Origin of the sequence: Salinisphaera sp. Q1T1-3 (assembly GCF_003602005.1) — a bacterium.
Taxonomy (GTDB): domain Bacteria; phylum Pseudomonadota; class Gammaproteobacteria; order Nevskiales; family Salinisphaeraceae; genus Salinisphaera.
In genome coordinates this window covers 149,935-171,205 of sequence record NZ_QZWD01000007.1, presented here as the reverse complement: position 1 = coordinate 171,205, position 21,271 = coordinate 149,935, and the positions used below count along the sequence as shown (strand labels likewise).

At 64.6% G+C, this 21,271-nt stretch carries 21 protein-coding genes; 6 read left to right on the top strand and 15 right to left on the bottom strand.

The features are described 5' to 3' along the window. Positions 1–90: 90 nt before the first annotated feature. The 5 genes from D3260_RS08770 to gltX form a co-directional block, all read right to left on the bottom strand. On the bottom strand, positions 91–2,139 hold the full coding sequence (locus D3260_RS08770) for a TonB-dependent receptor (protein ID WP_158583471.1): 2,049 nt from the start codon (positions 2,137–2,139) through the stop codon (positions 91–93). Between the two features lie 31 nt (positions 2,140–2,170). Further along, positions 2,171–2,572 (bottom strand): hypothetical protein, encoded by a 402-nt coding sequence (locus tag D3260_RS17255; RefSeq protein ID WP_147418147.1) that lies wholly within the window; start codon positions 2,570–2,572, stop codon positions 2,171–2,173. Between the two features lie 234 nt (positions 2,573–2,806). Next, on the bottom strand, positions 2,807–3,784 hold the full coding sequence (locus D3260_RS08765) for a cation diffusion facilitator family transporter (protein WP_120098207.1): 978 nt from the start codon (positions 3,782–3,784) through the stop codon (positions 2,807–2,809). 3 nt (positions 3,785–3,787) lie between these two features. Continuing rightward, positions 3,788–4,099 (bottom strand): helix-turn-helix transcriptional regulator, encoded by a 312-nt coding sequence (locus tag D3260_RS08760; protein ID WP_120098206.1) that lies wholly within the window; start codon positions 4,097–4,099, stop codon positions 3,788–3,790. Positions 4,100–4,233: 134 nt separating this feature from the next. Beyond that, a complete protein-coding gene (gene gltX / locus D3260_RS08755; protein ID WP_120098205.1) occupies positions 4,234–5,655 on the bottom strand; it encodes a glutamate--tRNA ligase in 1,422 nt (473 codons plus the stop codon). 223 nt (positions 5,656–5,878) lie between these two features. Here gltX and D3260_RS08750 point away from each other — a divergent pair, with 223 nt between their 5' ends. Next, positions 5,879–6,325: a MarR family winged helix-turn-helix transcriptional regulator gene (locus D3260_RS08750; protein ID WP_158583470.1), complete on the top strand. Its 447-nt coding sequence runs from the start codon at positions 5,879–5,881 to the stop codon at positions 6,323–6,325. Beyond that, positions 6,315–7,061, top strand: coding sequence for a siderophore-interacting protein (locus tag D3260_RS08745; RefSeq protein WP_120098203.1), 747 nt, complete (start codon positions 6,315–6,317; stop codon positions 7,059–7,061). The genes D3260_RS08750 and D3260_RS08745 overlap by 11 nt, the downstream gene beginning before the upstream one ends. A 298-nt stretch (positions 7,062–7,359) precedes the next feature. Here the strand turns inward: D3260_RS08745 and D3260_RS08740 are convergent, their stop codons facing one another. The 3 genes from D3260_RS08740 to yidD form a co-directional block, all read right to left on the bottom strand. Further along, on the bottom strand, positions 7,360–7,614 hold the full coding sequence (locus D3260_RS08740; RefSeq protein ID WP_120098202.1) for a type B 50S ribosomal protein L31: 255 nt from the start codon (positions 7,612–7,614) through the stop codon (positions 7,360–7,362). A 58-nt stretch (positions 7,615–7,672) separates the two neighbouring features. Then, positions 7,673–10,861: an isoleucine--tRNA ligase gene (gene ileS, locus D3260_RS08735; RefSeq protein ID WP_120098245.1), complete on the bottom strand. Its 3,189-nt coding sequence runs from the start codon at positions 10,859–10,861 to the stop codon at positions 7,673–7,675. 141 nt (positions 10,862–11,002) lie between these two features. Beyond that, entirely contained in the window at positions 11,003–11,314 is a 312-nt protein-coding gene (gene yidD, locus D3260_RS08730) for a membrane protein insertion efficiency factor YidD (RefSeq protein ID WP_120098244.1), read from the bottom strand. A 101-nt stretch (positions 11,315–11,415) separates the two neighbouring features. Between yidD and D3260_RS08725 the strand changes: the two genes are divergently transcribed. Further along, on the top strand, positions 11,416–11,832 hold the full coding sequence (locus D3260_RS08725) for a SufE family protein (protein ID WP_120098201.1): 417 nt from the start codon (positions 11,416–11,418) through the stop codon (positions 11,830–11,832). 126 nt (positions 11,833–11,958) lie between these two features. On the opposite strand, the gene D3260_RS08720 is transcribed toward D3260_RS08725, so the two are convergent. Beyond that, on the bottom strand, positions 11,959–12,516 hold the full coding sequence (locus D3260_RS08720; protein WP_120098200.1) for a ZapG family protein: 558 nt from the start codon (positions 12,514–12,516) through the stop codon (positions 11,959–11,961). A 148-nt stretch (positions 12,517–12,664) separates the two neighbouring features. Next, positions 12,665–13,078: a CoA-binding protein gene (locus D3260_RS08715; RefSeq protein WP_233544014.1), complete on the bottom strand. Its 414-nt coding sequence runs from the start codon at positions 13,076–13,078 to the stop codon at positions 12,665–12,667. A 256-nt stretch (positions 13,079–13,334) separates the two neighbouring features. On the opposite strand from D3260_RS08715, the gene D3260_RS08710 reads away from it, so the two are divergent. Next, positions 13,335–13,874 carry a hypothetical protein gene (locus D3260_RS08710; protein ID WP_199671429.1) on the top strand — a complete coding sequence of 180 codons (540 nt, stop codon included), beginning with the start codon at positions 13,335–13,337 and terminating at the stop codon, positions 13,872–13,874. 87 nt (positions 13,875–13,961) lie between these two features. Here D3260_RS08710 and gpmA read toward each other — a convergent pair whose 3' ends face one another. The 4 genes from gpmA to gorA all read right to left on the bottom strand — a co-directional run bounded on the left by gpmA (position 13,962) and on the right by gorA (position 17,518). Further along, positions 13,962–14,711, bottom strand: a complete 750-nt coding sequence (gene gpmA, locus D3260_RS08705) for a 2,3-diphosphoglycerate-dependent phosphoglycerate mutase (RefSeq protein WP_120098199.1) — start codon at positions 14,709–14,711, stop codon at positions 13,962–13,964. A gap of 116 nt (positions 14,712–14,827) precedes the next feature. Beyond that, positions 14,828–15,235, bottom strand: coding sequence for a 3D domain-containing protein (locus tag D3260_RS08700; RefSeq protein WP_120098198.1), 408 nt, complete (start codon positions 15,233–15,235; stop codon positions 14,828–14,830). A gap of 40 nt (positions 15,236–15,275) precedes the next feature. Beyond that, positions 15,276–16,169 carry an alpha/beta hydrolase gene (locus D3260_RS08695; RefSeq protein ID WP_233544013.1) on the bottom strand — a complete coding sequence of 298 codons (894 nt, stop codon included), beginning with the start codon at positions 16,167–16,169 and terminating at the stop codon, positions 15,276–15,278. After that, entirely contained in the window at positions 16,166–17,518 is a 1,353-nt protein-coding gene (gene gorA, locus D3260_RS08690; RefSeq protein WP_120098196.1) for a glutathione-disulfide reductase, read from the bottom strand. The genes D3260_RS08695 and gorA overlap by 4 nt, the downstream gene beginning before the upstream one ends. A 292-nt stretch (positions 17,519–17,810) precedes the next feature. Here gorA and D3260_RS08685 point away from each other — a divergent pair, with 292 nt between their 5' ends. Next, positions 17,811–19,886 (top strand): M3 family metallopeptidase, encoded by a 2,076-nt coding sequence (locus tag D3260_RS08685; protein ID WP_199671428.1) that lies wholly within the window; start codon positions 17,811–17,813, stop codon positions 19,884–19,886. Positions 19,887–19,952: 66 nt separating this feature from the next. Here D3260_RS08685 and D3260_RS08680 read toward each other — a convergent pair whose 3' ends face one another. Further along, positions 19,953–20,327 (bottom strand): DUF1499 domain-containing protein, encoded by a 375-nt coding sequence (locus tag D3260_RS08680; RefSeq protein WP_158583469.1) that lies wholly within the window; start codon positions 20,325–20,327, stop codon positions 19,953–19,955. 152 nt (positions 20,328–20,479) lie between these two features. On the opposite strand from D3260_RS08680, the gene D3260_RS08675 reads away from it, so the two are divergent. After that, positions 20,480–21,259, top strand: a complete 780-nt coding sequence (locus D3260_RS08675) for an exodeoxyribonuclease III (protein ID WP_120098194.1) — start codon at positions 20,480–20,482, stop codon at positions 21,257–21,259. Positions 21,260–21,271: the final 12 nt, after the last annotated feature.

Here is a 21,271-nt window from a genome sequence, read left to right as displayed (position 1 = left end):
GCGCGAACTCGAACGACGCATCAACATCCCCTGGCAGGGCTTGCATCGCATTGGCGGCTCACTCCGGGCGCGGGCAAATACTGATCTCAACTAGAACGTCACGTTGATCCCGGTCGAGAGCGCTCGTCCGGCCAACGGGACCCGCAGGAACGAAGTCTGGCGCACGATGCGCTCGTCGAGCAGGTTATCGCCACGGACATAGACGAGCGCTTTCGTCTTGTCGAAACTCGGAATCTTGAATCCGACGAAGGCGTCCATTTCCGTGAACGACGCGCTGACGGCCTCGAGCGGTGCGGCATGATCGGTGGCGCTGTTCTGCAGCACCGAGAAATGCCCGGTCCAGCGCGTATCCTCGTAATCCAGTGCGGCGCCGTAGCGGCCCGGCGTGATTCGCGGCAGGTTCTCCCCGCTTTCCAGTTCAGCACGCACGTAATCTCCCTGCAGTGACGCCGTCAGCCGGCGTACACCGGTGAGCAAGTCGTACGAGACCTTGGCTTCACCGCCGTAGAAATTGGCATTGCCGCCCGCGAAGTCGACCAGCTGGAATTCGCCGGTCGGGTCGAACATGCCCTCATCATCGACATAGTCCGGCCGGCCGTCACGACTCGATGCGCCCGTGCCGTCGGCGTTGAGGCCTCGATCCACCGACGCGAGATAGATGAAATCATGGAAGTGCGTGTAATAGAGCGATGTATCGAAGCGCGCGCGTCCGTTGATCTTGCGAAAGCCCAGCTCGACGTTTTCGGATTTCTCGGTCGAAAAGTCCGGGTTGCCGCGCTCGTAGGTCAGCGTGGCCTCGTGCGGGCCGAAGCTGTAGAGCTCTTCGGTCGACGGCGCCCGTTCGTAGTGGCCCAGGCTGGCTGTCACGACATAGGCCTGGCCGATCGTGCGCTTGGCGCCGAGTGAAAGGCTATAGGGCACCGCATCCGTATCGGTTCGGCCTTGGCTCGTGTTCTGCCTGTTGTATTCCACGCGCGCCCCACCCTGCACGGTCCAGCGCTCGCCGATCGGTCGCTCCTCGACCCAGAAGGCAGCGATCGAGTCCGTCGTGGTGGGCGGCACGAAGGTCCGTGCCTCACCGAAGGCCTGGTAGTCGCGGGTGAAGCCCTGCAGCCCGACGGTGCCGGTGAAACCGTGCCAGGGTACATGGGTACCGGCCAGACGGAATTCTGTTTCGTTGTTGTCGAAGATCTCGTCCGGCACGGCTTCGCCTTCGGTATGGCGATAGTCGGTATAGGCACCCGCGAATTCGATGGTCGAGAAACCGGGCACGAGGTCATTGAACTCACCGCGCAGATCGTAGCGGTTTTCGGTCATGTGGATATGCGACTCTTCGCCAGGCACACCGTAGGTCCGACCGAAATGCCCGGCGGCGCCACCGACATAGCCCCAGTCCCCGACGTAGGATGCGCCGCCGCTGTAGTTGGTGGTATCGGTAGCGCTGTTGTCGATCGGGCGATTGTCGTTCGCACGGTAATCGTCGGTCAGGCGACGCAGCCCCTGCAGGTTGACGGCCATCGGCCCGTGCCCGGCCGTCACGTCCAGATGTTCGAGACGCGTGCCCAGCGTGGAATCGCCGCGCTCGAGCGCTGCCGAGCCGCTGATGCCAGCATCCGGGACGGCATCGGGAATGCGATCGCTGACGACATTGACCACACCGCCGATCGCCCCGGAACCGTATAGCAATGTCGACGGGCCCTTGAGCACTTCGATGCGTTTGGCCGAATAGGGGTCGATCGTCACCGCATGATCCTGGCTGAGCGTCGAGACATCCGCCGAGGACAGCCCGTTCTCCTGTACGCGGACCCGCGCGCCGGACAAGCCGCGAATGACCGGACGGCCGACACCGGCCCCGAAATCGGCCGTCGAGATACCCGGCACGCCCGACAATGTCTCGCCCAATGTTTCGCTGCGTCTTCGTATCAGTGCCGTACCGTCGACGACCGCGACCGGGGCGATCGCCTGTTCCGGCGGCACCGGAAAAGCCAGCGCCTGAACGCTGATCGGCGACAGTTTTGTCACCGGCGTATCCGGGTCGGCCGGCGCTACCGGCACCGCGGCCGACTGCGCCGTGGCCATGGCCGGATTGATCAGAATGCCGGCCACGCTGGCCGACAACCACAACGAAAAACGACGCATGCTGATTGTTTCCTGTGAATTTGACGCCCGGCTAGACGCCTTTCGATACGCGCATCGCATTGCGCTCGCGCTTCCGATCGCCTGTATAAACCGTCGTCGCTGGACAATCGTCCCGGCTGACCGCGCCCGATGCGACAGCGCGTGCCAGACCGGCACCCAGCGGCGGATGTGACTTTTCGCTTAAAGAAACTCTATAACATAACGATAAGTTAAAGAAGCACAATCCGATCGTCATGGACGCGATCCGGTGTTTTCGGTCCGTAGCGTGCCCGGCCATGCCCTGCTGCTGACGAGAAAGACGCACGGATTTCGCATCGCTTCGAGGGGCGAACCAACGCGCCGAGCGCGACATCCCCGCCTTGTCAAAACGACACCGGAATACGCTGCGATCGAGCGACACCGCCATGCCCCGGCACGATACTTTTTCCGACATCCGGGCTGTGCGGATACAGCCTGAGCCAGCGTCACACCGATCTGCCGCTACCAACGATCAGGGGACCGAACATGCACGGCGTCCGGCCTCATCCTGTGGTCAGGTGACACTTCGATACGGCAATCCAGCGTTCCGGCACACTGACGCAGAACCGCACGCGATGCGTGCGACGGCCTCGTCTTGCCCCATCGTCGATTTCAGGACGCGCGCCTGGCGCGGACTCGCACGAAAGCCCTAGCCGGCGCTTGCCACTCCGCAATGCTGGCCACGACCGCAGCTGTCCGCCGTATCCCGGCCTTCCGGCTGCAACGTGGTATGCGTGATCGCGAAACGCTCGGCGAGCATGGTCTGAAGCCGCGGCAGGATCGTCTCCCACTCGGCCAGTCGCGCGATTTCCACATGTGCAGCGAGCGCGCGCTGACTGGAGGACAACGTCCAGACGTGCAGATCGTGGACCGAGCGCACGCCCTCGACATCGATCAGCGCCCGGCTGACGTGTCCGGTATCGACATCCCGCGGCACGCCCTCCATGAGCACCCGCAGCACGTCGCGCAATAGGGGAAAGGCCGAAATCGCGATCAACAGGCTGACGAACAGCGAGAGAATCGGATCGATCGGGGTCCAGCCCGTGGCCATGATGACGATACCGGCAACCATGGCCGCCACCGAGCCGGCCAGATCCCCCATGACGTGCAACAGCGCGCCTCGCACGTTCATCGTCTGCTCGCCGCGCAGCAGGATGAAACCGATGATCAGATTGACCAGCAGGCCCAGGCCCGCGATCACGAGGACCATGCCCCCGGTCACGGGCGCAGGCGAGAACAGCCGGTCGATGGCCGAGACCGCAATCGCCACCACCACCCCGATCATCAATACGGCATTGACCAGCGCGCCGAGCACCTCGGCACGCTGCAGCCCGAAGGAATGCACGCGCGAAGCCGGTCGCCGCGCCAGCCAGGCCGCCACGGCACCGATCGCCAATGACGAGCTATCGGTGAACATATGCCCGGCGTCCGACATCAGGGCCAGGGACCCCGACACCCAGCCACCGACCAGTTCGACGACGGCAAAGACCAGGGTGAAGCACAACGAGAAAACGAGCACGCGGCCGCTGCCGTGGTGGTGATGACCGCCGAGAGCGTGGGCGTGCGCGCAACCATCGCCATGGTCGTGGTCGTGATGATCATGCGCCTGTGCGTGAAGCCGACTCATGGTCTAGTCCTCTTCGTCATGATGCTCGATCATGTCGCGCAACACCCGCTGCACATGGTCGTCGGCCGCGACATAGAACACCTGCTTGCCGCGTCGTTCGGCTCGCAGGAGGCGCGCGGCCCGCAGCAATCGCAGATGATGGCTGGCCAGCGACATGGAGATATCGATCTGCTCGGCCAGCGTGGCCACACTCTGCGGCGCCTCGAGACAGGCATAGACCAGCGACAGGCGGTTCGGCTCGCCCAACAGCCGGAACATCTCGGCCAGGCGATCGGCACGCCCGGTCTCGAGCGTGATGTGCACTGTCGTGGCCATGCAGACCTCTACAATTGAACAAGCATTGTAACGATAGCACGCGCGTTATGGTATTGCGCTATCGGCATTACCGAGTCGATAGACGAGCGCTACGCCGACACACGCGCCCGTCGAGGCGACTGCCCCGCCGAACGCTACTGGTCGAACACGTCCACGGCGGTCTGCAGGCGCGCCAGGGTGGCATCGCGCCCCAGCAGAACCAGCGTGTCGTCGATCGACGGCGATACAGGGCCGCCCGTCAGGGCGATGCGAATCGGCTGGGCGACCTTGCCCATGCCGACTTCGTTGGCCTCGGCCACACCGCGCACCGCTTCCGTGATCGCGGCCCCCTGCCACTCGGCCAGGTCTGAAAGCGCCCCGTGCACATCTGCAAGCAGGGCCGGTGTCGCGGTCTTGATGTGCTTTTTCACTGCCTTGGCATCGTACTCGGCGGGTGCCGAGAACAGGAACAGGCTCGCCTCGGCCATCTCGGCCATGGTCTTGCATCGGGCCTGCTGGACCGCCGCAATCTCGGCCAGACGCGCGGCCGACAGATCCTGAATGTCGTGGCGCGCCAGATGAAAGGCCAGCTCATCGACCAGATCGGCCGGTTCTGCCGCCTTGATGTGCTCCTGGTTCACCCAGGTCAGCTTTTCCGGATCGAACGTCGAGGCGCCGCCCTGAACATTGGCGATATCGAAATGCGCGATCATTTCGTCACGCGTGAAGATTTCCTGATCCCCATGCGCCCAGCCCAGGCGCACCAGATAATTGAGCAGCGCCCCCGGCAGGATGCCCATGTCGCGAAACGTCATCACGCCAACGGCGCCGTGTCGTTTGGACAGGCGCTTGCCATCGGGGCCGAGAATCATCGGCACATGGGCATAGGCCGGCAGGTCGGCCTCGTCGCCGATCAGAGCCTTCAGGATATTGATCTGACGCGGCGTATTGTTGACGTGATCATCGCCGCGGATGACATGCGTGATGCCCATGTCCATATCGTCGACGACCACACAGAAATTATAGGTCGGCGTACCGTCGGCCCGGGCGATGACGAGATCGTCCAGCTCGGTGTTGCTGATGGTGATGTCGCCCTTGACCAGATCGGGGATCACCGTCGTGCCCGATAGCGGCGTGGCGAACCGGATCACCGGCTCCACACCCGCCGGCGGCTCGGGCAGGGTCTTGCCCGGCATGGGACGCCACGTGCCGTCGTATTTCGGCTTTTCGCCCCGCGCCCGGGCCGACTCGCGCATCGCTTCGACATCTTCAGCGCTGGCATAACAACGATAGGCCTTGCCCTCGGCCAGCAGCTGCTCGATGACCTCGGCATATCGATCGAAACGCTGGGTCTGATAAGCGATCTCGCCGTCGTGATCCAGGCCCAGCCAGTTCATGGCATCGAGAATCACCTGCACGGCGTCGTCGGTGGAGCGTTCGCGATCGGTGTCCTCGATGCGCAGAACGAAACGTCCACCGCGGCGTTTCGCATACAGCCAGGAATACAACGCCGTACGAGCGCCGCCGACATGCAGATAACCGGTGGGGCTGGGGGCGAAACGAGTGACGACGGACATGGCAGAAAGCCTCGGGCAGCGCGAAAGGCGCCTATTTTAACAACGCGCGACGCGCCTCTGCTGTCATACCCACCGCGACCGGCAAGACATGGGCATCACCGTCAGCGCCCGTGGTGGCGCCCGGCACCGCGACAACCAACATGACCACCCCATCATCCGAGGATTGCCACGCCTCGCGATATAGTTGACAATATCAACCATATCGATGACAGCATGCCGTGCCATGAGCCGCCATTCGCCGACCGGCGAGACCCTGCACCATCTGATGCACGCCTATAAACGCGCATTGCGTGACGGTTATGCCGAAGCCGGTATCGCGCTGACGGTGTCCCAGATTCGGGTGCTGAAAAGTATCGCCGGACTCGAGCAAGCCACCGCCGGCGCAGTCGGTACACGCATGCGTCAGGACAAGGGCCGCATCACCCGGCTCTTGCAGAGCCTGCGCGCCGAGGGGCTCGTGACAGACGCCCCGAACCCAAAAGACAGTCGCAGCCGCCATCTCCGACTGACCGCCGAAGGCCGCGCGCTCCGACAACGCATCGCCGGCATCGAAGAAGCAGCCGGTGACCGCATGGCCGCCGGCCTGAGCTCGGAGACGCTCGCGATCTTCACCCAGGCCGCTGACGCCATGATCGCCAACCTTGAACCCGGACCCGCCGATGCCCAATAGACCCGCCCCCCGTCGTTTCACCGTGCTCGACAACCGCCTCCTCACCCCCGGCATGCGACGCATCACGCTCGGCGGCGACGGCATGGCCGACTTTCCCGCCGAGCAGGAAAGCGCCTACGTGAAACTGCATTTCGCGCAGGCGCACAGCGAGCGCCCGCTGCTGCGCACCTACACCATCCGTCATCAGCGCGCCGATGCCGTGGATATCGATTTCGTCCGCCACACCCACGGCGGGCCGGCATCGCGCTGGGCGGAAGCGGTCGAGCCGGGCGCCACCATCGACATCGGCGGCCCCGGCCCGGCCAAGCGCGTCGATGCCACGGCCGACTGGTTCCTGCTGGTCGGGGACATGACAGCGCTGCCTGCGATCGGCGCCAACATCGAGACCCTGCCACGTGAGGCCTGCGGCCATGCCGTCATCGAAGTACATGACGAAGCGGATATTCAGCCCCTGGACGCACCGGCGGGGCTGACGATCGACTGGCGCATCAACCCGTCGCCCGGCCGGCGCCCCGACCTGCTTGTCGACGCCGTGCGCGAGCTGGCCTGGCGTCCAGGGCGGCCCGCGGTCTGGGCGGCCTGCGAATTCTCGGGCATGCGCCGCCTGCGCACGCATTTCCGCGAGGAGCGCGGCCTGCCGCGTGAGGCCCTGTACATTTCGAGCTACTGGCAGCTCGGCGCCGACGAAACGGACCACAAGGCCGCCAAACGCGCCGACGCGCAGGAAACCGCCTGATCGATCTCATATCCGCGAACGAGCCACGGCCCGCCGCTTTCGACGACACACGCCAGACGACTGATCCGCGGGCCGCGTGATCCTGTGCGCCGTGTCCAGATTTCTACTGGAAGCTGTCGGAAGCCGCTGCCAGCACGCCTACAAACAAGCAATTCAGCCGACAGCCCCGCGATCACCGGGTTACACAGGTCACGACACGCAGATTACAGACGCACGAAGGCTTCGGCCGCACCAGCGGCCGAAGCCTTCAGCGTGACGGTCGGGATGGGCCGGCGCGAGCGCCGGCCCGGGCATCTTCTTACTTCTTGCCCATCATGCCGAAACGCTTGCGGAAGCGCTCGACCTTGCCGGTGGTGTCCATGATGTTCTGCTTGCCCGTGTAGAACGGGTGCGTATCACTGGTGACTTCCAGCTTGATGAGCGGGTATTCGTTGCCGTCTTCCCACTCGATGGTTTCCTGCGACTCGATGGTCGAGCGCGTCAGAAACGCAAAGTCACTGCCCATGTCCTTGAAGACGACGGGACGATAGTTCGGGTGGATATCCTGTTTCATGCTCGAAGACCGTTACGCGTTGGCAATCTTGTAAAAAAACCGTGCCGATCCGGCGCCGCTACCCGTTTCGGGACAACGCCAGTGTCAGCGCGCCGTCGCCGACCGCAAAGTCGGATTCGACGTCCCCCGCAGGGGCATCGCTGGCCGTCAGCGCTACCGAGAGCGTCTCGCGTGCGATCAGCTCGGCGTGCGTCTCGATGGCCCGTGCCACGTCTGCATCGGCCCGATAGGCGACTTCGATGCGATCGGCGACATGGAACGCGGCCTGCTTGCGCAGCCGCTGAATGCGGTTGACGACTTCACGCGCCAGACCGCGCTGGATCAGCGAATCGTCTAGTGTACTATCAAGTGCCACCGTCACGCCATCCTCGCGGCCGACCAGCCAGCCGGCCACGCCTTCGGCGGAGACCAGCAGATCGTCCGGGCCGAGCTCGATCGCCTCGCCCTCGACGTCCAATGTCAGCGCGCCGTCGGCCTGATAGCGGGCGATGGCCTGCTCGTCGAGCAGGCCGATCGTCGCGGCCGCGGCCTTCATGCGCTTGCCGAGACGCTTGCCGAGTGTCTTGAAGTTCGGTTTGACGCTGCGGGTGACGAGCTCGCCCTCCCCGGCCACGAATTCGATGGCGTCGACGTTGACCTCGTCCCGGACGATGGCGGCCACGGCCTCGACGTCGGCCCGGGCCACGCCCGGCTCTTCGACCACCAGAATCCGCGCCACGGGCTGGCGCACGTTCAGGCCTGCCTCGTTGCGCAGGGCCAGCGTATTCGCGACGATCGCGCGAGCCAGGCGCATGCGCCGCTCCAGGTCGGCGTCGGTGATGGCCGCATCCGGGCGCGGGAAATCCGCGAGATGCACCGAGGCCCGAGCGCCGGCATTCGTGGCAAGCTGGCCGTAGAGCCAGTCGGCGAAGAACGGCGCGATCGGCGCCATCATGGCCGCGATCTCGGTCAGGCAGGCCCAGGTGGTGTGATAGGCGGCCCGCTTGTCGGCCACTTCTGCATCCGAGGCATTACCACCGGCATCGGCGCGCGCGCCGGCCCAGAAACGCGAGCGTGAGCGCCGGATATACCAGTTGGACAAGGCATCGATGAACCGCTCGACTGCCCGCGCGGCGCGCGTCGGATTATACTCGTCCAGCGCCGCAGCCGCTTCGGCAGCCGTCGACTGCAGGCGGGACAGGATCCAGCGATCCAGCTCCGGACGGTCGACGACGGCCGGCGCCGGAGTCTCGACCGAGAAACCGTCGATGTTCGCGTAGGTGGCAAAGAACGAATACACGTTCTCGAGGGTGCCGAAGACCTTGGTTCGCGTCTCGCGCAGCGCCCGATCCGCGTACTTGGTGTTATCCCAGGGCGGGCTGTTGGCCATCATGTACCAACGGATGACATCGGCGCCGTGTTCGTCGAGAGCCGCGAACGGGTCGACCGTATTGCCCTTGGATTTGGACATCTTCTCGCCGTTGGCGTCCAAGAGCAGACCGTTGACGATGACGTTGCGATAGGCCGGCGAATCCTGGATCAGCGTGCCGATGGCATGCAGCGAGTAGAACCAGCCGCGTGTCTGATCCACGCCTTCACAGATGAAGTCCGCCGGGAAATTCGCCTCGAAGATGGCCTTGTTCTCGAACGGGTAGTGCCACTGGGCGAACGGCATGGCGCCGGAGTCGAACCAGACGTCGATGATCTCGGGCACACGCCGCATCGTGCCCCCGTCGGCGGCCGGCCAGGTGATGTCGTCGATATAGGGCTTGTGCAGATCAAGCGCCTCGTCGGCCGGCACGGCATCGCCGGCGTGTTCGCGCAGCTCGGCGATCGAGCCGATGACCACGACGTCGTCCGGGTTGCGGTCGTTGACCCAGATCGGCAGCGGCGTGCCCCAGTAGCGATGCCGAGAGAGCGCCCAGTCGACGTTGTTGGCCAGCCAGTCGCCGAAGCGGCCCGTACCGACATGCGGCGGATGCCAGTTGATCTGGTCGTTGTAGGCGACCAGCTTGTCCTTATGCTGCTGGGTGGCCACGAACCAGGAATCGACCGGGTAGTTCATCAAGGGCGTGCCCTTGCGCCAGTCGTGGGGGTAGTTGTGAACGGTCACGTCCTGGCTGAACAACAGGCCGCGCTGCTTGAGATCGCGGGCGACCGGCTTGTCGGCCGCCTTGAACCACAGCCCGCCCACCAGCGGGAAATCCGCGGCGAAATGGCCGTCCGAGTCGATCGGATTGAACACCGGCATGCCCGCCGCCGAAGTCACGCGATGGTCGTCGGCACCGAAGGCTGGCGCCTCGTGGGCGATGCCGGTGCCGTCATCGGTCGTGATGAAATCCGCCGCGATCACGCGCCAGGCCTGATCGGCGTCGGGATGATCGGCAAACGTATCGAACGGCGGCGTATAACGCTTGCCGATCAGCGCATCGGCGCCGAAGGTCTCGAGAATCTCGGCGTCATCACCGAGCGTGGCCGCCACGCAGTCGCGGGCCAGGATATAGACCGCCCCGTCCGCGCTGCGCGCCTTGGCATAGGTGATGCCCGGGCCGACGGCCAGCGCCACATTCGACGGCATGGTCCAGGGCGTGGTCGTCCAGGCCAGGATCGCGACCGCCGGCTCGTCCTCGAGGAAGAACTTGACCGTGATCGACGGATCCTGGACCTCCTTGTAGCCAAGGCTCACCTCGTGCGAGGACAGTACCGTACCCGAGCCCGGCGAGTACCAGTGCACCTTCTGGCCCTTGTAGAGCAGGCCCTGCTTGTGGAGCTGGGCCAGCAGCCACCAGACGGATTCGATGTACTCGTTGGAGAACGTGACATAGGGCGCATCGAGATCCACCCAATAGCCGATTCGCCGAGTCAGATCATCCCATTGATGCTTGTAGCGCAGCACCGATTCACGGCAGGCCGCGTTGTACTTGTCGATGCCGTAAGCCTCGATATCCTCGCGGGATTTCAGGCCCAGCTCTTTCTCGACCTCGATCTCGACCGGCAGACCGTGGGTGTCCCAGCCGGCCTTGCGGTCCACGCGATAGCCCTGCATGGTCTTGTAACGACAGAAGGCATCCTTGATTGTGCGCCCGAGCACGTGATGAATACCCGGCCGGCCGTTGGCGGTCGGCGGGCCTTCATAGAAGGTGAACGTGGGGCCATCGGCGCGTGCGGCCGTACTGGCCTCGAAAACGCCGGCCTCGGCCCACCAGCGGCCGATATCGGCGGCGACCGCGGGCATGTTCAGGGGCTTGTGCTCGGTGAAACCGCTCATGGACTCAACACGTCTTTTAATTGCCGCATAGGCGTGGATCGGCGCGTTGCCGGCAGCGCGATCGTCGATCGACGCCTGCCACAACAGGGCGCGACACTATAAACCGTGCACCCGGCCCCTTGCACTATCGACGTTGCCGATTCAACCCCGACGATCGCCGTGCCTGTCATGATCGACACAGTCGTGACGCCTTGGTGGCACCGGATCGAAACCACCGGGATTGAGCGGATGACAGCGCGTGATGCGCCGCAGGGCAAGCCACAGGCCTCGAATCGGCCCATGCACAGCCAACGCCTCGATGGCATAGGCCGAACAACTCGGCGCGAAACGACAGCGCGGACCGAGCAACGGTGACACAAGCCACCGATAAAGCCGTATCGGGGCCTGCAGCGCACACACGATCAGTGCGCGTACGCGCCGTGCCAACGATGAATCGCGCTTTGGGGCGGACATCATGTCAGTGTAACCGCTGGCAGCGGGCGTGGCCCGCCGCGGTTGACTGGCCGCGCCATTGACCCAAACTTGTGCTGAACCCGACATCACAAGCCCGTGTCATGGATCAAAGCGTCGAAAAACTCAAGACCACGTTCGAACTGTTGCCCGATTGGGAAGAACGGTATCGCTACATCATCGATCTGGGGCGCAAGCTCGAGCCGCTCGACGAGGCCGAGCGCAATGAAGCCACCCGCGTGCGGGGCTGCATGAGCCAGGTCTGGCTGGTGGCCGATGAAACCAGCGGCGACCAGCTGCATTTCCGGGGCGACTCGGACGCCCACATCGTGCGCGGCCTGATCGGTGTGCTGTTGATGATCTATTCGGACAAGACGCCGCGCGAGATCGCCGATACCGATATCCAGCAGATATTCACGGATCTCAATCTCGAGCAGCACATCACCATGAATCGGCGCAACGGCCTGTACTCGATGGTCGAGACCATTCAACGCCACGCCGCGGAGCGTCTGGCCTCCTGAACAAGACTGAAACGCCGGTCCTGTCGAACGCTGGCCGGACGTCGGCGCGGGGCAACCGGCTCAAGACAAGAAACAGGCCGGCAGAGCCGGCCTGTTTCATGAGACACACGCGGTGTCGGCGAGTCCTTACTTCTTCGGGCCCTGCTGCGGCTGCGCGGCCGGCTTGTCTGCCGCTTCCGAGGGCTGCTTGGTCGGCGCCTGGGCCGGCTTGCCGCCGTTGACCTTGGCATCGGCGGCACTCGCCGGCTTGTTCGCACTGGACTGCGTTTCGGCCGGCTTGGCTTCGGCCTTGGCGCTTCCCGTATTGGTCAATTGATCCGACTTGTGATCCGATCCGGAAGACGGCCGGGCCGCCGCACTTCGGTCGGCGGTCAACGATTCGGTATTGCCCGAACCGGCCAGTTTTTCGCGGTCCATATCGGCGAGGCGCTCGGCGCCGACCGACATGTGCTGGTGCATCTCGCGATAATCCTCGGCCAGTCGCGACATGATCGCCGAGGTCTGCTGGAAGTGCTCGCGCACATCAGAGCGGAAATCCTCGTGCTTCTTCTTCTCTTCGGCCAGCTCTTCGCTGCGATCGACGCCGCCGCCGGCGCGACTGCCGATGAAGTAACCGACGATCAAGGCCACCACCGCAGCCAGGGCGATGATGATGATCCAGGCGACAGGACTCAGATGGGGCATATTGGATGTCTCCTCGCAGTAGGCGATTCGGGCAATGATCGGCAAAAAACACGGCCGCCCGCATGACGACCCGTCGCACCCGAGTCTATCGAATCACGGCCGTATTGCTAATCACGAATGCCGACGCGCCCTGCGAGCCGCGCCGCACTCACCCGAGAAGGCGTTGATATTCCTTGAGCATGCAGCGGTCCATGACGACATGGATACCGTGCTGTGCGGCGTATTCGGCAGCCTCGTGATGCACCACGCCTTCCTGGAGCCAGAGATTGCGCACCTGTTTTTCGATGCACATCTCGACGATATCCGGGACATGCTTCGGGTCACGGAACACGGTCGCCATATTGATGGAACTGCTGGCGAATTTCAGATCCGAAAAGGCCTTCAGACCGAGAATGCGATCGGCGTTCGGGTTGATCGGAATGATCTCGTAACCGGCATCGAGCATCCCCTGTGCCACACGGTGCGAGGGGCGCTCCGGGTCCGGCGAAAGACCCACGACCGCGATGCGGCGCACCTGGGCCAGAATTTCTCGAATCGTTGCGTCGTCGTTGATGAGGGTCACGGGCGTTCTTCCTTCGAAACGGACTATGTATGCAATGCGGGACGAACGGCACGACTTGTCCCGGTAGGCCGACAGGATACGCGCAATCGAATTGACGGCGAACCGGACGCACGCATGTCATCGACCGCGGGCCCGGGTTAGGATCGGGCCCGCCGGCCGACAACGCCACCGATCGCCGACGGCATCGGCCCTGCCGTCCGTCGGCGGCCGGCACGAAAACGACACGCCCAACCGCCCCGCTCTCAGGACCACGCCCATGCCCGACGCGCGCCCGACAACGCCGCCCAGCCCCGAGGCTCTGCCCGACGTCACTCCGCTCGCCCGAATCGGGATCGCGCATCTCGGTGATGCGCTGGCGGCGTTCGGCTTGCACGTCCGGGCCATCGGCCTCGATCAGCCGATTCCGGGCAGTTTCTGGGGCGAGGCCGAAGCCGGCCTCAAGGGCGATACGCTGATCGTGCGCGAAGACACACCGGTTCATTCGGCGCTGCACGAGGCCGGCCACTATGTCTGCATGGATCCGACACGACGGGCTGTTCTGGATACCGACGCCGGCGGCGACTATGACGAGGAAAACGCGGTCTGCTACTGGCAGATCATGGTCTGCGACCGGTTGGCCGGCATGGATCGACAGACGATGTGTGCCGACATGGACGCCTGGGGGTATACGTTCCGGCTGGGCAGTGCGGCCGCCTGGTTCGCCGAGGATGCCGAGGATGCACGGGCGTGGCTGATCCTGGCCGGGCTGCTCGACGACACGGCCGATGCCTTGATCGACGGCGTGCGCCGCCGCTGAGCTTACGAGGCGAGCCTGGCCGTCCCACGAGCGGGCCAGGCGCCGGACAACGGCCCGTCGTTGCGGGCCGCGCCGGCGCTTTTCGTCTTACTTGCTCTTGGCCTGATCGGCAACCGCGTTGGCCGCTGCCTCGGCGGCCTCCGCATCACCCAGATATCCCGATTCGACGGCGTTGAGCTCGTCGTCGAGCTTATAACGCAGCGGGATACCGGTCGGGATGTTCAAGCCGGTGATCTCGTCATCGGACACGCCGTCGAGATATTTCACCAGCGCTCGCAGGCTGTTGCCGTGCGCGGCGACCAGGACATTGTCGCCGGCCTTGAGACGCGGCGCGATGGCATCGTGCCAGTACGGCAGCACGCGCTCGAGCGTGAGCTTCAGGGATTCGGTCCCCGGCAACACACGCGCATCCAGATCCGCATAGCGCGGGTCGTGCCGCGGATGCCCCGGATCGTCGGCGTCCATGGCCGGCGGCGGCGTATCGTAGCTACGGCGCCAGACGTGCACCTGCTCGTCGCCGTGCTTTTCGGCCGTCTCGGCCTTGTCCAGGCCCTGCAGACCACCGTAGTGGCGCTCGTTGAGCCGCCAGTGGCGCTCGACGTTCACCCAGGGCTGCTCCATTTCCTCGAGCGCAAGCCAGAGCGTCTTGATCGCACGCTGGAGCACCGAGGTGAAGGCGACATCGAAGCGGATACCGTCGGCCGCCAGCAGACGCCCGGCCCGACGGGCCTCGTCGCGACCGGTATCGCTCAGATCGACATCCACCCAGCCGGTGAAACGATTCTCGAGATTCCACTGGCTCTGCCCGTGGCGCAGAAGAATGAGCTGACCCGCCATCGCGTTTCCTTGTCGGTTCGTTGATCGCAAACCCGGAGGTTACCGCAGACACCGGCATCGGTCAGCCGTTCGAGCCGCGCCTCGCGGTTGTATAAGACACCGCGATGGCCGACGATTCAGCCGTTCTCGGCGTACTGGATCTCGATATCGTGATGCACGCCCCAGTCGCGCGCGGCCGCTTCGTCGTGCCCCATGTAGATATCGATCTTGTTGCGCCACCGGGCAGCCATCTTGTCGCGCACGACATAAACGCCCGGCAGGCCCTCGATCTTGACGCGCGTGCCGCGGGTCAGTCCCTTGCGGACAAGATCGCGAGAGACTGCAATCGCATTCATGCCCGGCTTGAGGCGATCGCCCCAGGCCGCCAGCGCGGGGTTGGTCGATGTGGTCTGAGCCGGCACCGAGTTGTACGCGGAAGCCGCCACACTCAGTGTCTGCCATTCCACGGATTCTGCGTCCGCGGTCGATGCGGCGCCCAGTAAACACACGCTCGCGCAGATGGCCAGCAGAAATTTCCGAGCCATGATGGTCCCTCGTGCCTTGCGAGCGCGCGAAGATACGAATTCAACCTGAACACAGACTGTCCGCGGTCTGTTTGTTGACGAACCCTGCGATGCGATCCAGCTCGTCGCCCTTGAATCGCAAGACCGCAGCAAGGGGGGCGACCTGCATGACATGCGTCACGCCCGGGTACATTTTTAGTTTGGCATTTCCGCCACTTGCATTCACACGAGCGGCCAGATTCCTCGAATTTTCCGGACGCACGGTAGTATCCGCACTGCCGTGCATGAGCAACATCGGCGGCGCTTCGGCACGGTCCGCGTAATGGATCGGCTGGGTCTGCGGCCAGCGCGACTCGGGCGCGAAGATGCGCTGCAGGGTCGGGTCGGTGATCGGCAGAAAATCGTATGGCCCGGCCAATCCGATGAACCCGGACAGATCCGTCGACGAGATGCCGTATGGCGCCAGCCAGGCAGCGTCGAGCGCCAGCATGGCGGCGTTGTAGGCACCGGCCGAATGCCCGGCCACGAATAAATGACATGAGGCCCCGCCGTAGTCGGCGATATGGCGCTTGGTCCAGGCCACCGCGGCAGCCGAATCCTCGACGAAGGCCGGAAAACGCACCTGCGGATACAGTCGGTAATCCGGTATCACGGCCGTGATGCCGCGCGAGGCCAGCGCCTGGCCGACGAAGCGATAGCCGTCCTTGTCACCGGTTTGCCAGCTGCCGCCATAGAAGAATACGACCACCGGCCGGCCGGTCGCCGGCCGCGCGGGCGCATAGATATCGAGCTGCTGCCGCGGGCCCTCGCCGTAGGCGATATCCGCATGGCGCGTATGGCCCCACGGTGGCGTGAGCGCGTTGACCCAGAACTGGCCGGAACAGGCCGTCAACAGCCCACTCAATACGCTCGCGATCGCCGCACGTCGAAAGACTCCGCCATAGCCCACACTCACGTCATGGTCACGAATTCTTCGGCACTGGTCGGATGGATGGCGACCGTATCGTCGAAGTCGTGCTTGGTCGCGCCCATCCTCACGGCCACGGCAAAGCCCTGCGTCATCTCATCGGCCCCGTCGCCAATGACGTGCGCCCCCACGACTTTTTCCTCGGGCCCGACACAGACCAGCTTCATGTCCGAAGGTGTCTTGTCGGACAACACCCCGTGATAGAGCGCCACGTAGTGACTGGTATAGATCGTCACCGCCTCATCACCGTACTGTGTACGCGCATCGGCCTCGGACAGACCCACGGTGCCGATCGGCGGATGCGAAAAGACCACGGTCGGGATGTTGTGATAGTCCAGACGCCGCTCCGGCATGCCGCCAAACAGGCGATCGGCCATGCGCCGACCGGCCGCGATCGCGACCGGCGTCAACTCCGGCCCGCCGGTGACATCGCCGAGTGCATGCAGGCCCGGGACCCGTGTGTCCTGCCATTCGTCGACCGGAATCGTGCCGTCGGCGGCCAGTTCGAGGCCGATACCCGCAAGCCCGAGCGTGTCGGTATTGGGAACCCGGCCAATGGCCCAGACAAGCCGGTCGTAGCCCGCGATTCGTGTGTCATCGTCGAACTCGACGGTAATCCGGCCGTCGGTGTCCTCGTGCAGTTCCCGGGCCTGTCGATTCATGCGTACATCGATGCCGGCTTCACGCATGCGCTCGATCAGGGTATCGCCGAGCATGGCATCAAAGTCCTTGAGCACGTGTTCCTTGCGCAACAAAAGGCTCACATCGCTGCCCAGACTGTTGAGCACGCCGGCCAGCTCGCAGGCGATGTAGCCGCTGCCGACCACCGCCACTTTCGCCGGCTGTGTGTCCCAGGCGAAGAAACCATCGGAATCGGTACCCAGTGCGGCGCCCGGAATCGCCGGCCAGCGTGCTTTGCCACCGGTGGCGATGAGCACGTGCTCGCCGGTGAACTCGCGCCCGGCCGCGGCAACCGTGCGCTCATCGACAAAGCGAGCCTCGCCGGCCACGACGTCGACGTCGGCCTTGTCGAGATTGCCGGCATAGATCCGGTTCAGCCGCTCGATGTAGGTCCGGCGGTTCTCGGTCAGACGTGTCCAGTCGAAACGATCGGAGGCCACCGGAAAACCGTAGTCGTGCGCGTGCCGTGCGGCCTCGGCGAACTCCGCGGCATGCCACATCACCTTCTTCGGCACGCAGCCGACGTTGACGCAGGTGCCGCCCAGCCGGCCGCGTTCGATCAGCACGACTCGCTTGCCATAGGCCGCGGCCCGGCGGGCTGTCGCCACGCCACCGGACCCCCCACCGATGACCACGAGATCATAATGCTCGGCCATGACATTCTCGATTATCAAAGCAATGGCCGCATTCTAGGGTCTGTTGATGTTTCGTTCGAGCGCCTTTTCGTCGAGAGACCGCAGTGTGTCCGGCAAGGCGCGAGTCGCCGATCGTGGCGTGCCGTGCGGCCAACCCGACTCAGAACGAGATCAATCGGGCAACGCTTGCCTATCGTCATGATCTCACGCCCGGCCAATTGTCACGTGATACCGAACGGGATCGCTCTCTTGATTGGCGCGTTGCACGCCGCATGATCTCAGTCTGGTGTTTTGACTCTTTCCCGTGCGTGCCATGACCGACGACAACGCAGCCAACCCCCTGCTTTCGATGCTGGACAGCGATCTGCAGCTGCCCGATTTCGAGGCGATCGCGCCGGCACACGCCGAACCGGCAATCGACACGCTGATCGCTGATGCGCGCCGGACGATCGACGACTGCCTGGCCACTGACGCGGCACCGACCTGGGATAATCTCGTCGCCCCGATCGAGGCGGCCGAGGATGCACTCGAGCGGGCGTTCTCTCCGGTCGCACACATGCATGCGGTGATGGACTCCCCCGAATGGCGGGCGGCATATCAGGCCTGCCTGCCGAAGCTCACGGCATTCTCTTCCGAGGTCGGCCAGAACAGCGCGCTCTACGACGCCATCGCGCGTCTGGCCGATTCGGCTCATTACGAGACGCTGACCGCCGGGCGCCAGCGCGTGATCACCCATATGCTGCGCGATTTCGAGCTCGCCGGCGTTGCGCTCGCCGACGACGACAAGAAACGCTACGCCGAGATCGCCCAGCGACGCTCGACGCTATCGACGCTTTTCCAGCAGAACCTGTTGGACGCCACGCAGGCCTGGAGCAAGCACCTCACCGACGAATCGGCGCTCGCGGGCCTGCCCGACTCGGCGCGCGATCTGCTGGCCCAGAACGCAGCCCAGAAAGAGCTCGACGGCTGGCTGATCACCCTCGATGCGCCGAGCATGCTCGCCGTGCTCACGCATGCCGATGACCGCGGCCTGCGCGCCGAAGTGCACGAAGCCTTTGCCACACGCGCCTCCGATGCCGGACCCAGCGGCGGCGAATTCGACAATTCCGCTGTCATGGACGAACTACTGGCCCTGCGCCACGAGGCGGCCCAACTGCTCGGCTTTGCCGACTACGCCGAACAGTCGCTGGCCACCAAGATGGCCGACACGCCGGAGCAGATCGAATCCTTTCTGCTCGATCTGGCCGAGCGCAGCGCCGCCCCGGCCCATGCCGAGCTCGATGCGCTGCGCGAGCTGGCCGCCGCCGACGGTGTCGATGCGCTCGCGGCCTGGGACGTCGGCTATTACGCCGAGAAACTCAAGCAGGCCCGCTACGACTTCTCCGACGAGGACCTGCGGCCCTACTTTCCTGCCCACGCGGTCATCGACGGGCTGTTCCAGGTGGTCTCGCGGCTCTACAACGTTGCCATCAACCCTCGGCCGGACGTCGCGACCTGGCATGAAGACGTCACCGTCTACGAGATTCGCGATGCCGCCGACACGGTGCGCGGCGTGTTCTATCTCGACCCGTATGCGCGGCGCGGCAAGCGCGACGGCGCCTGGATGCACCCGTTTCAGAACCGTCGCCTGACCGGCACCGGCGTACAGACGCCGCTGGCCTTTCTGACCTGCAACTTCGCCCCGCCGGTCGGCGACAAGCCGGCGCTGCTGACCCATGGTGAAGTCACCACGCTGTTCCACGAGTTCGGCCACGGGCTGCACCACATGCTCACGGCCGTCGACGAAGCCAGCGTGTCCGGCATTTCCGGCGTCGAGTGGGATGCCGTCGAGCTGCCCAGCCAGTTCATGGAGAACTGGTGCTGGCATCGCGAATCACTGGACCTGTTCGCCGCCCACTACGAGACACACGCGGCGCTGCCGGATACGCTGTTCGACAAACTCGTTGCCGCGCGCAACCACATGGCGGGCTGGCAGATGCTGCGCCAGGTCGAGATCTCGTTGTTCGATCTGCGCCTGCACCGCGGTTTCGACCCGGCACGTGGTGCGGCCGTCATGGCGACCCTTGCCGCGGTGCGTGCCGAAGTCGCCCCGCTGGCCCAGCCGGCCTACAACCGCTTTCCGCACGCGTTCATGCATATCTTTGCGGGCGGCTACGCGGCCGGTTACTACAGCTACAAGTGGGCCGAAGTCCTGTCCGCCGACGCGTTCGCCGCCTTTGAGGAGACCGGGCTATTCGATGCCGCCACCGGCCAGCGCTTCAAGACCGAGGTGCTAGAACGCGGCGCTACGCGCTCGGCGATGGATAATTTCGTGGCCTTCCGGGGCCGCGAGCCGGCCATCGATGCGCTGCTGCGCCACAGCGGGCTGGTCGAATCGCGGGCCGCCTGACCGGCGCCGGCAGACGAACGCGGGCCAACCGACGACGATCGGCCACCGAGCCGACCGTCGTCCGGCTCAGTGGCGGCCCATACGGGCCTCGAACGCGGCGCGCAGCCGCTCGACGCGGCGTCGATTGACGCCGAAATCATAGTAGCCAACGCGTGATGCCGACTTGACATCCACGATGCGGCGATCCGCGTGAATGATGAAATAGACGTCGTCGACAAACCCCATCCGGGTGCGAAACGTCGCGTGCACGAACTGCGGCTTGTCGGACAGGATCTCGACTCGATCGGCTTCGGCGAGTACGTCGAGCAGCGCACGATGGGCGCTGGCCCCGTCCTCGTCGAACACGAACGGCGCGATGTGTCGATCACTGTCCGCAGGCGCTTGCGACGACACGCAGTGCGGCGCGGACGGGCAGGGCGAGAAATGATCGGGGCGAGGCATCGGCGACTCCGGCGGCTGGCCTGAACACCCGACGAGCAGCAGGGCCATTACAATGGCCGGCCCAAAGGTCCGTCTCGTCGTGTGCTGCATCGCGCAGGGCATTCAAGACTCTGATCCGCAAGATTAACACTGTGCGTGTGAAAGGATTGTTCATGCAGATTGCAACCTGGAACGTCAATTCCCTCAACGTCCGCCTGCCGCACGTCACCAACTGGCTGGCCGACCAGCCGGTCGATGTGCTCGCCCTGCAGGAGACCAAGCTCACCGACGATCGTTTTCCGGCCGATGCGCTGGCCGAGGCGGGCTACCACAGCGCGTTCACCGGTCAGAAGACCTATAACGGCGTGGCACTGCTGTCGAAACAGCCCGCCGAGGATGTGGTCACGGCCCTGCCCGGCTTCGAAGACGATCACAAGCGTGTCATTGCCGGCACCGTCGATGGCACACGCGTCATCGGCGTCTATTGTCCGAACGGCAAGGACCTGGACAACCCCAGCTATACCTACAAGCTCGACTGGTTCGCCGCCCTGGCTGACTGGGTCGCCGATGAACTCACTCGCCACGAGCGGCTTGTGCTCACCGGGGATTTCAACGTCGCCCCGCGCCCCGAAGACACCTGGGACGCCGAGAAATGGGAAGGCCGCATCCTGTGCTCGCCGGATGAACGCGCCGCGTTCCAGCGCCTGCTCGATGCCGGTCTGTCGGACCTGTGGCTGGACCACGAGTCCGAAAAGGAAGGACGGCACTGCTTCACCTGGTGGGATTATCGCAACGGCGGCTGGGCACGCAACGCCGGCCTGCGGATCGACCATGTGCTGGCCTCGCGTGCCCTGGCCACGGCCTGCACCGATTGCCGGGCCCATGTGGGCGAACGCGGGCGCAAGCGGCCGTCCGACCATGTGCCCGTGGTCGCCGACTTCGACCTCGGTTGAAAGAGAAGGGGC

Coding starts and splice junctions, on each gene's coding strand:
- D3260_RS08720 (WP_120098200.1), bottom strand. CDS start 12,516: ATGCCCCATCTGAGTCCTGTCGCCTGGATCATCATCATCGCCCTGGCT.
- D3260_RS08770 (WP_158583471.1), bottom strand. CDS start 2,139: ATGCGTCGTTTTTCGTTGTGGTTGTCGGCCAGCGTGGCCGGCATTCTG.
- D3260_RS08745 (WP_120098203.1), top strand. CDS start 6,315: ATGCCCAATAGACCCGCCCCCCGTCGTTTCACCGTGCTCGACAACCGC.
- D3260_RS08675 (WP_120098194.1), top strand. CDS start 20,480: ATGCAGATTGCAACCTGGAACGTCAATTCCCTCAACGTCCGCCTGCCG.
- D3260_RS08740 (WP_120098202.1), bottom strand. CDS start 7,614: ATGAAACAGGATATCCACCCGAACTATCGTCCCGTCGTCTTCAAGGAC.
- gpmA (WP_120098199.1), bottom strand. CDS start 14,711: ATGGCGGGTCAGCTCATTCTTCTGCGCCACGGGCAGAGCCAGTGGAAT.
- D3260_RS08765 (WP_120098207.1), bottom strand. CDS start 3,784: ATGAGTCGGCTTCACGCACAGGCGCATGATCATCACGACCACGACCAT.
- D3260_RS08760 (WP_120098206.1), bottom strand. CDS start 4,099: ATGGCCACGACAGTGCACATCACGCTCGAGACCGGGCGTGCCGATCGC.
- gorA (WP_120098196.1), bottom strand. CDS start 17,518: ATGGCCGAGCATTATGATCTCGTGGTCATCGGTGGGGGGTCCGGTGGC.
- D3260_RS08710 (WP_199671429.1), top strand. CDS start 13,335: ATGCCCGACGCGCGCCCGACAACGCCGCCCAGCCCCGAGGCTCTGCCC.
- gltX (WP_120098205.1), bottom strand. CDS start 5,655: ATGTCCGTCGTCACTCGTTTCGCCCCCAGCCCCACCGGTTATCTGCAT.
- D3260_RS08725 (WP_120098201.1), top strand. CDS start 11,416: ATGGATCAAAGCGTCGAAAAACTCAAGACCACGTTCGAACTGTTGCCC.
- D3260_RS08680 (WP_158583469.1), bottom strand. CDS start 20,327: ATGCCTCGCCCCGATCATTTCTCGCCCTGCCCGTCCGCGCCGCACTGC.
- D3260_RS08750 (WP_158583470.1), top strand. CDS start 5,879: ATGAGCCGCCATTCGCCGACCGGCGAGACCCTGCACCATCTGATGCAC.
- D3260_RS17255 (WP_147418147.1), bottom strand. CDS start 2,572: ATGTCGGAAAAAGTATCGTGCCGGGGCATGGCGGTGTCGCTCGATCGC.
- D3260_RS08700 (WP_120098198.1), bottom strand. CDS start 15,235: ATGGCTCGGAAATTTCTGCTGGCCATCTGCGCGAGCGTGTGTTTACTG.
- D3260_RS08685 (WP_199671428.1), top strand. CDS start 17,811: ATGACCGACGACAACGCAGCCAACCCCCTGCTTTCGATGCTGGACAGC.
- ileS (WP_120098245.1), bottom strand. CDS start 10,861: ATGAGCGGTTTCACCGAGCACAAGCCCCTGAACATGCCCGCGGTCGCC.
- yidD (WP_120098244.1), bottom strand. CDS start 11,314: ATGTCCGCCCCAAAGCGCGATTCATCGTTGGCACGGCGCGTACGCGCA.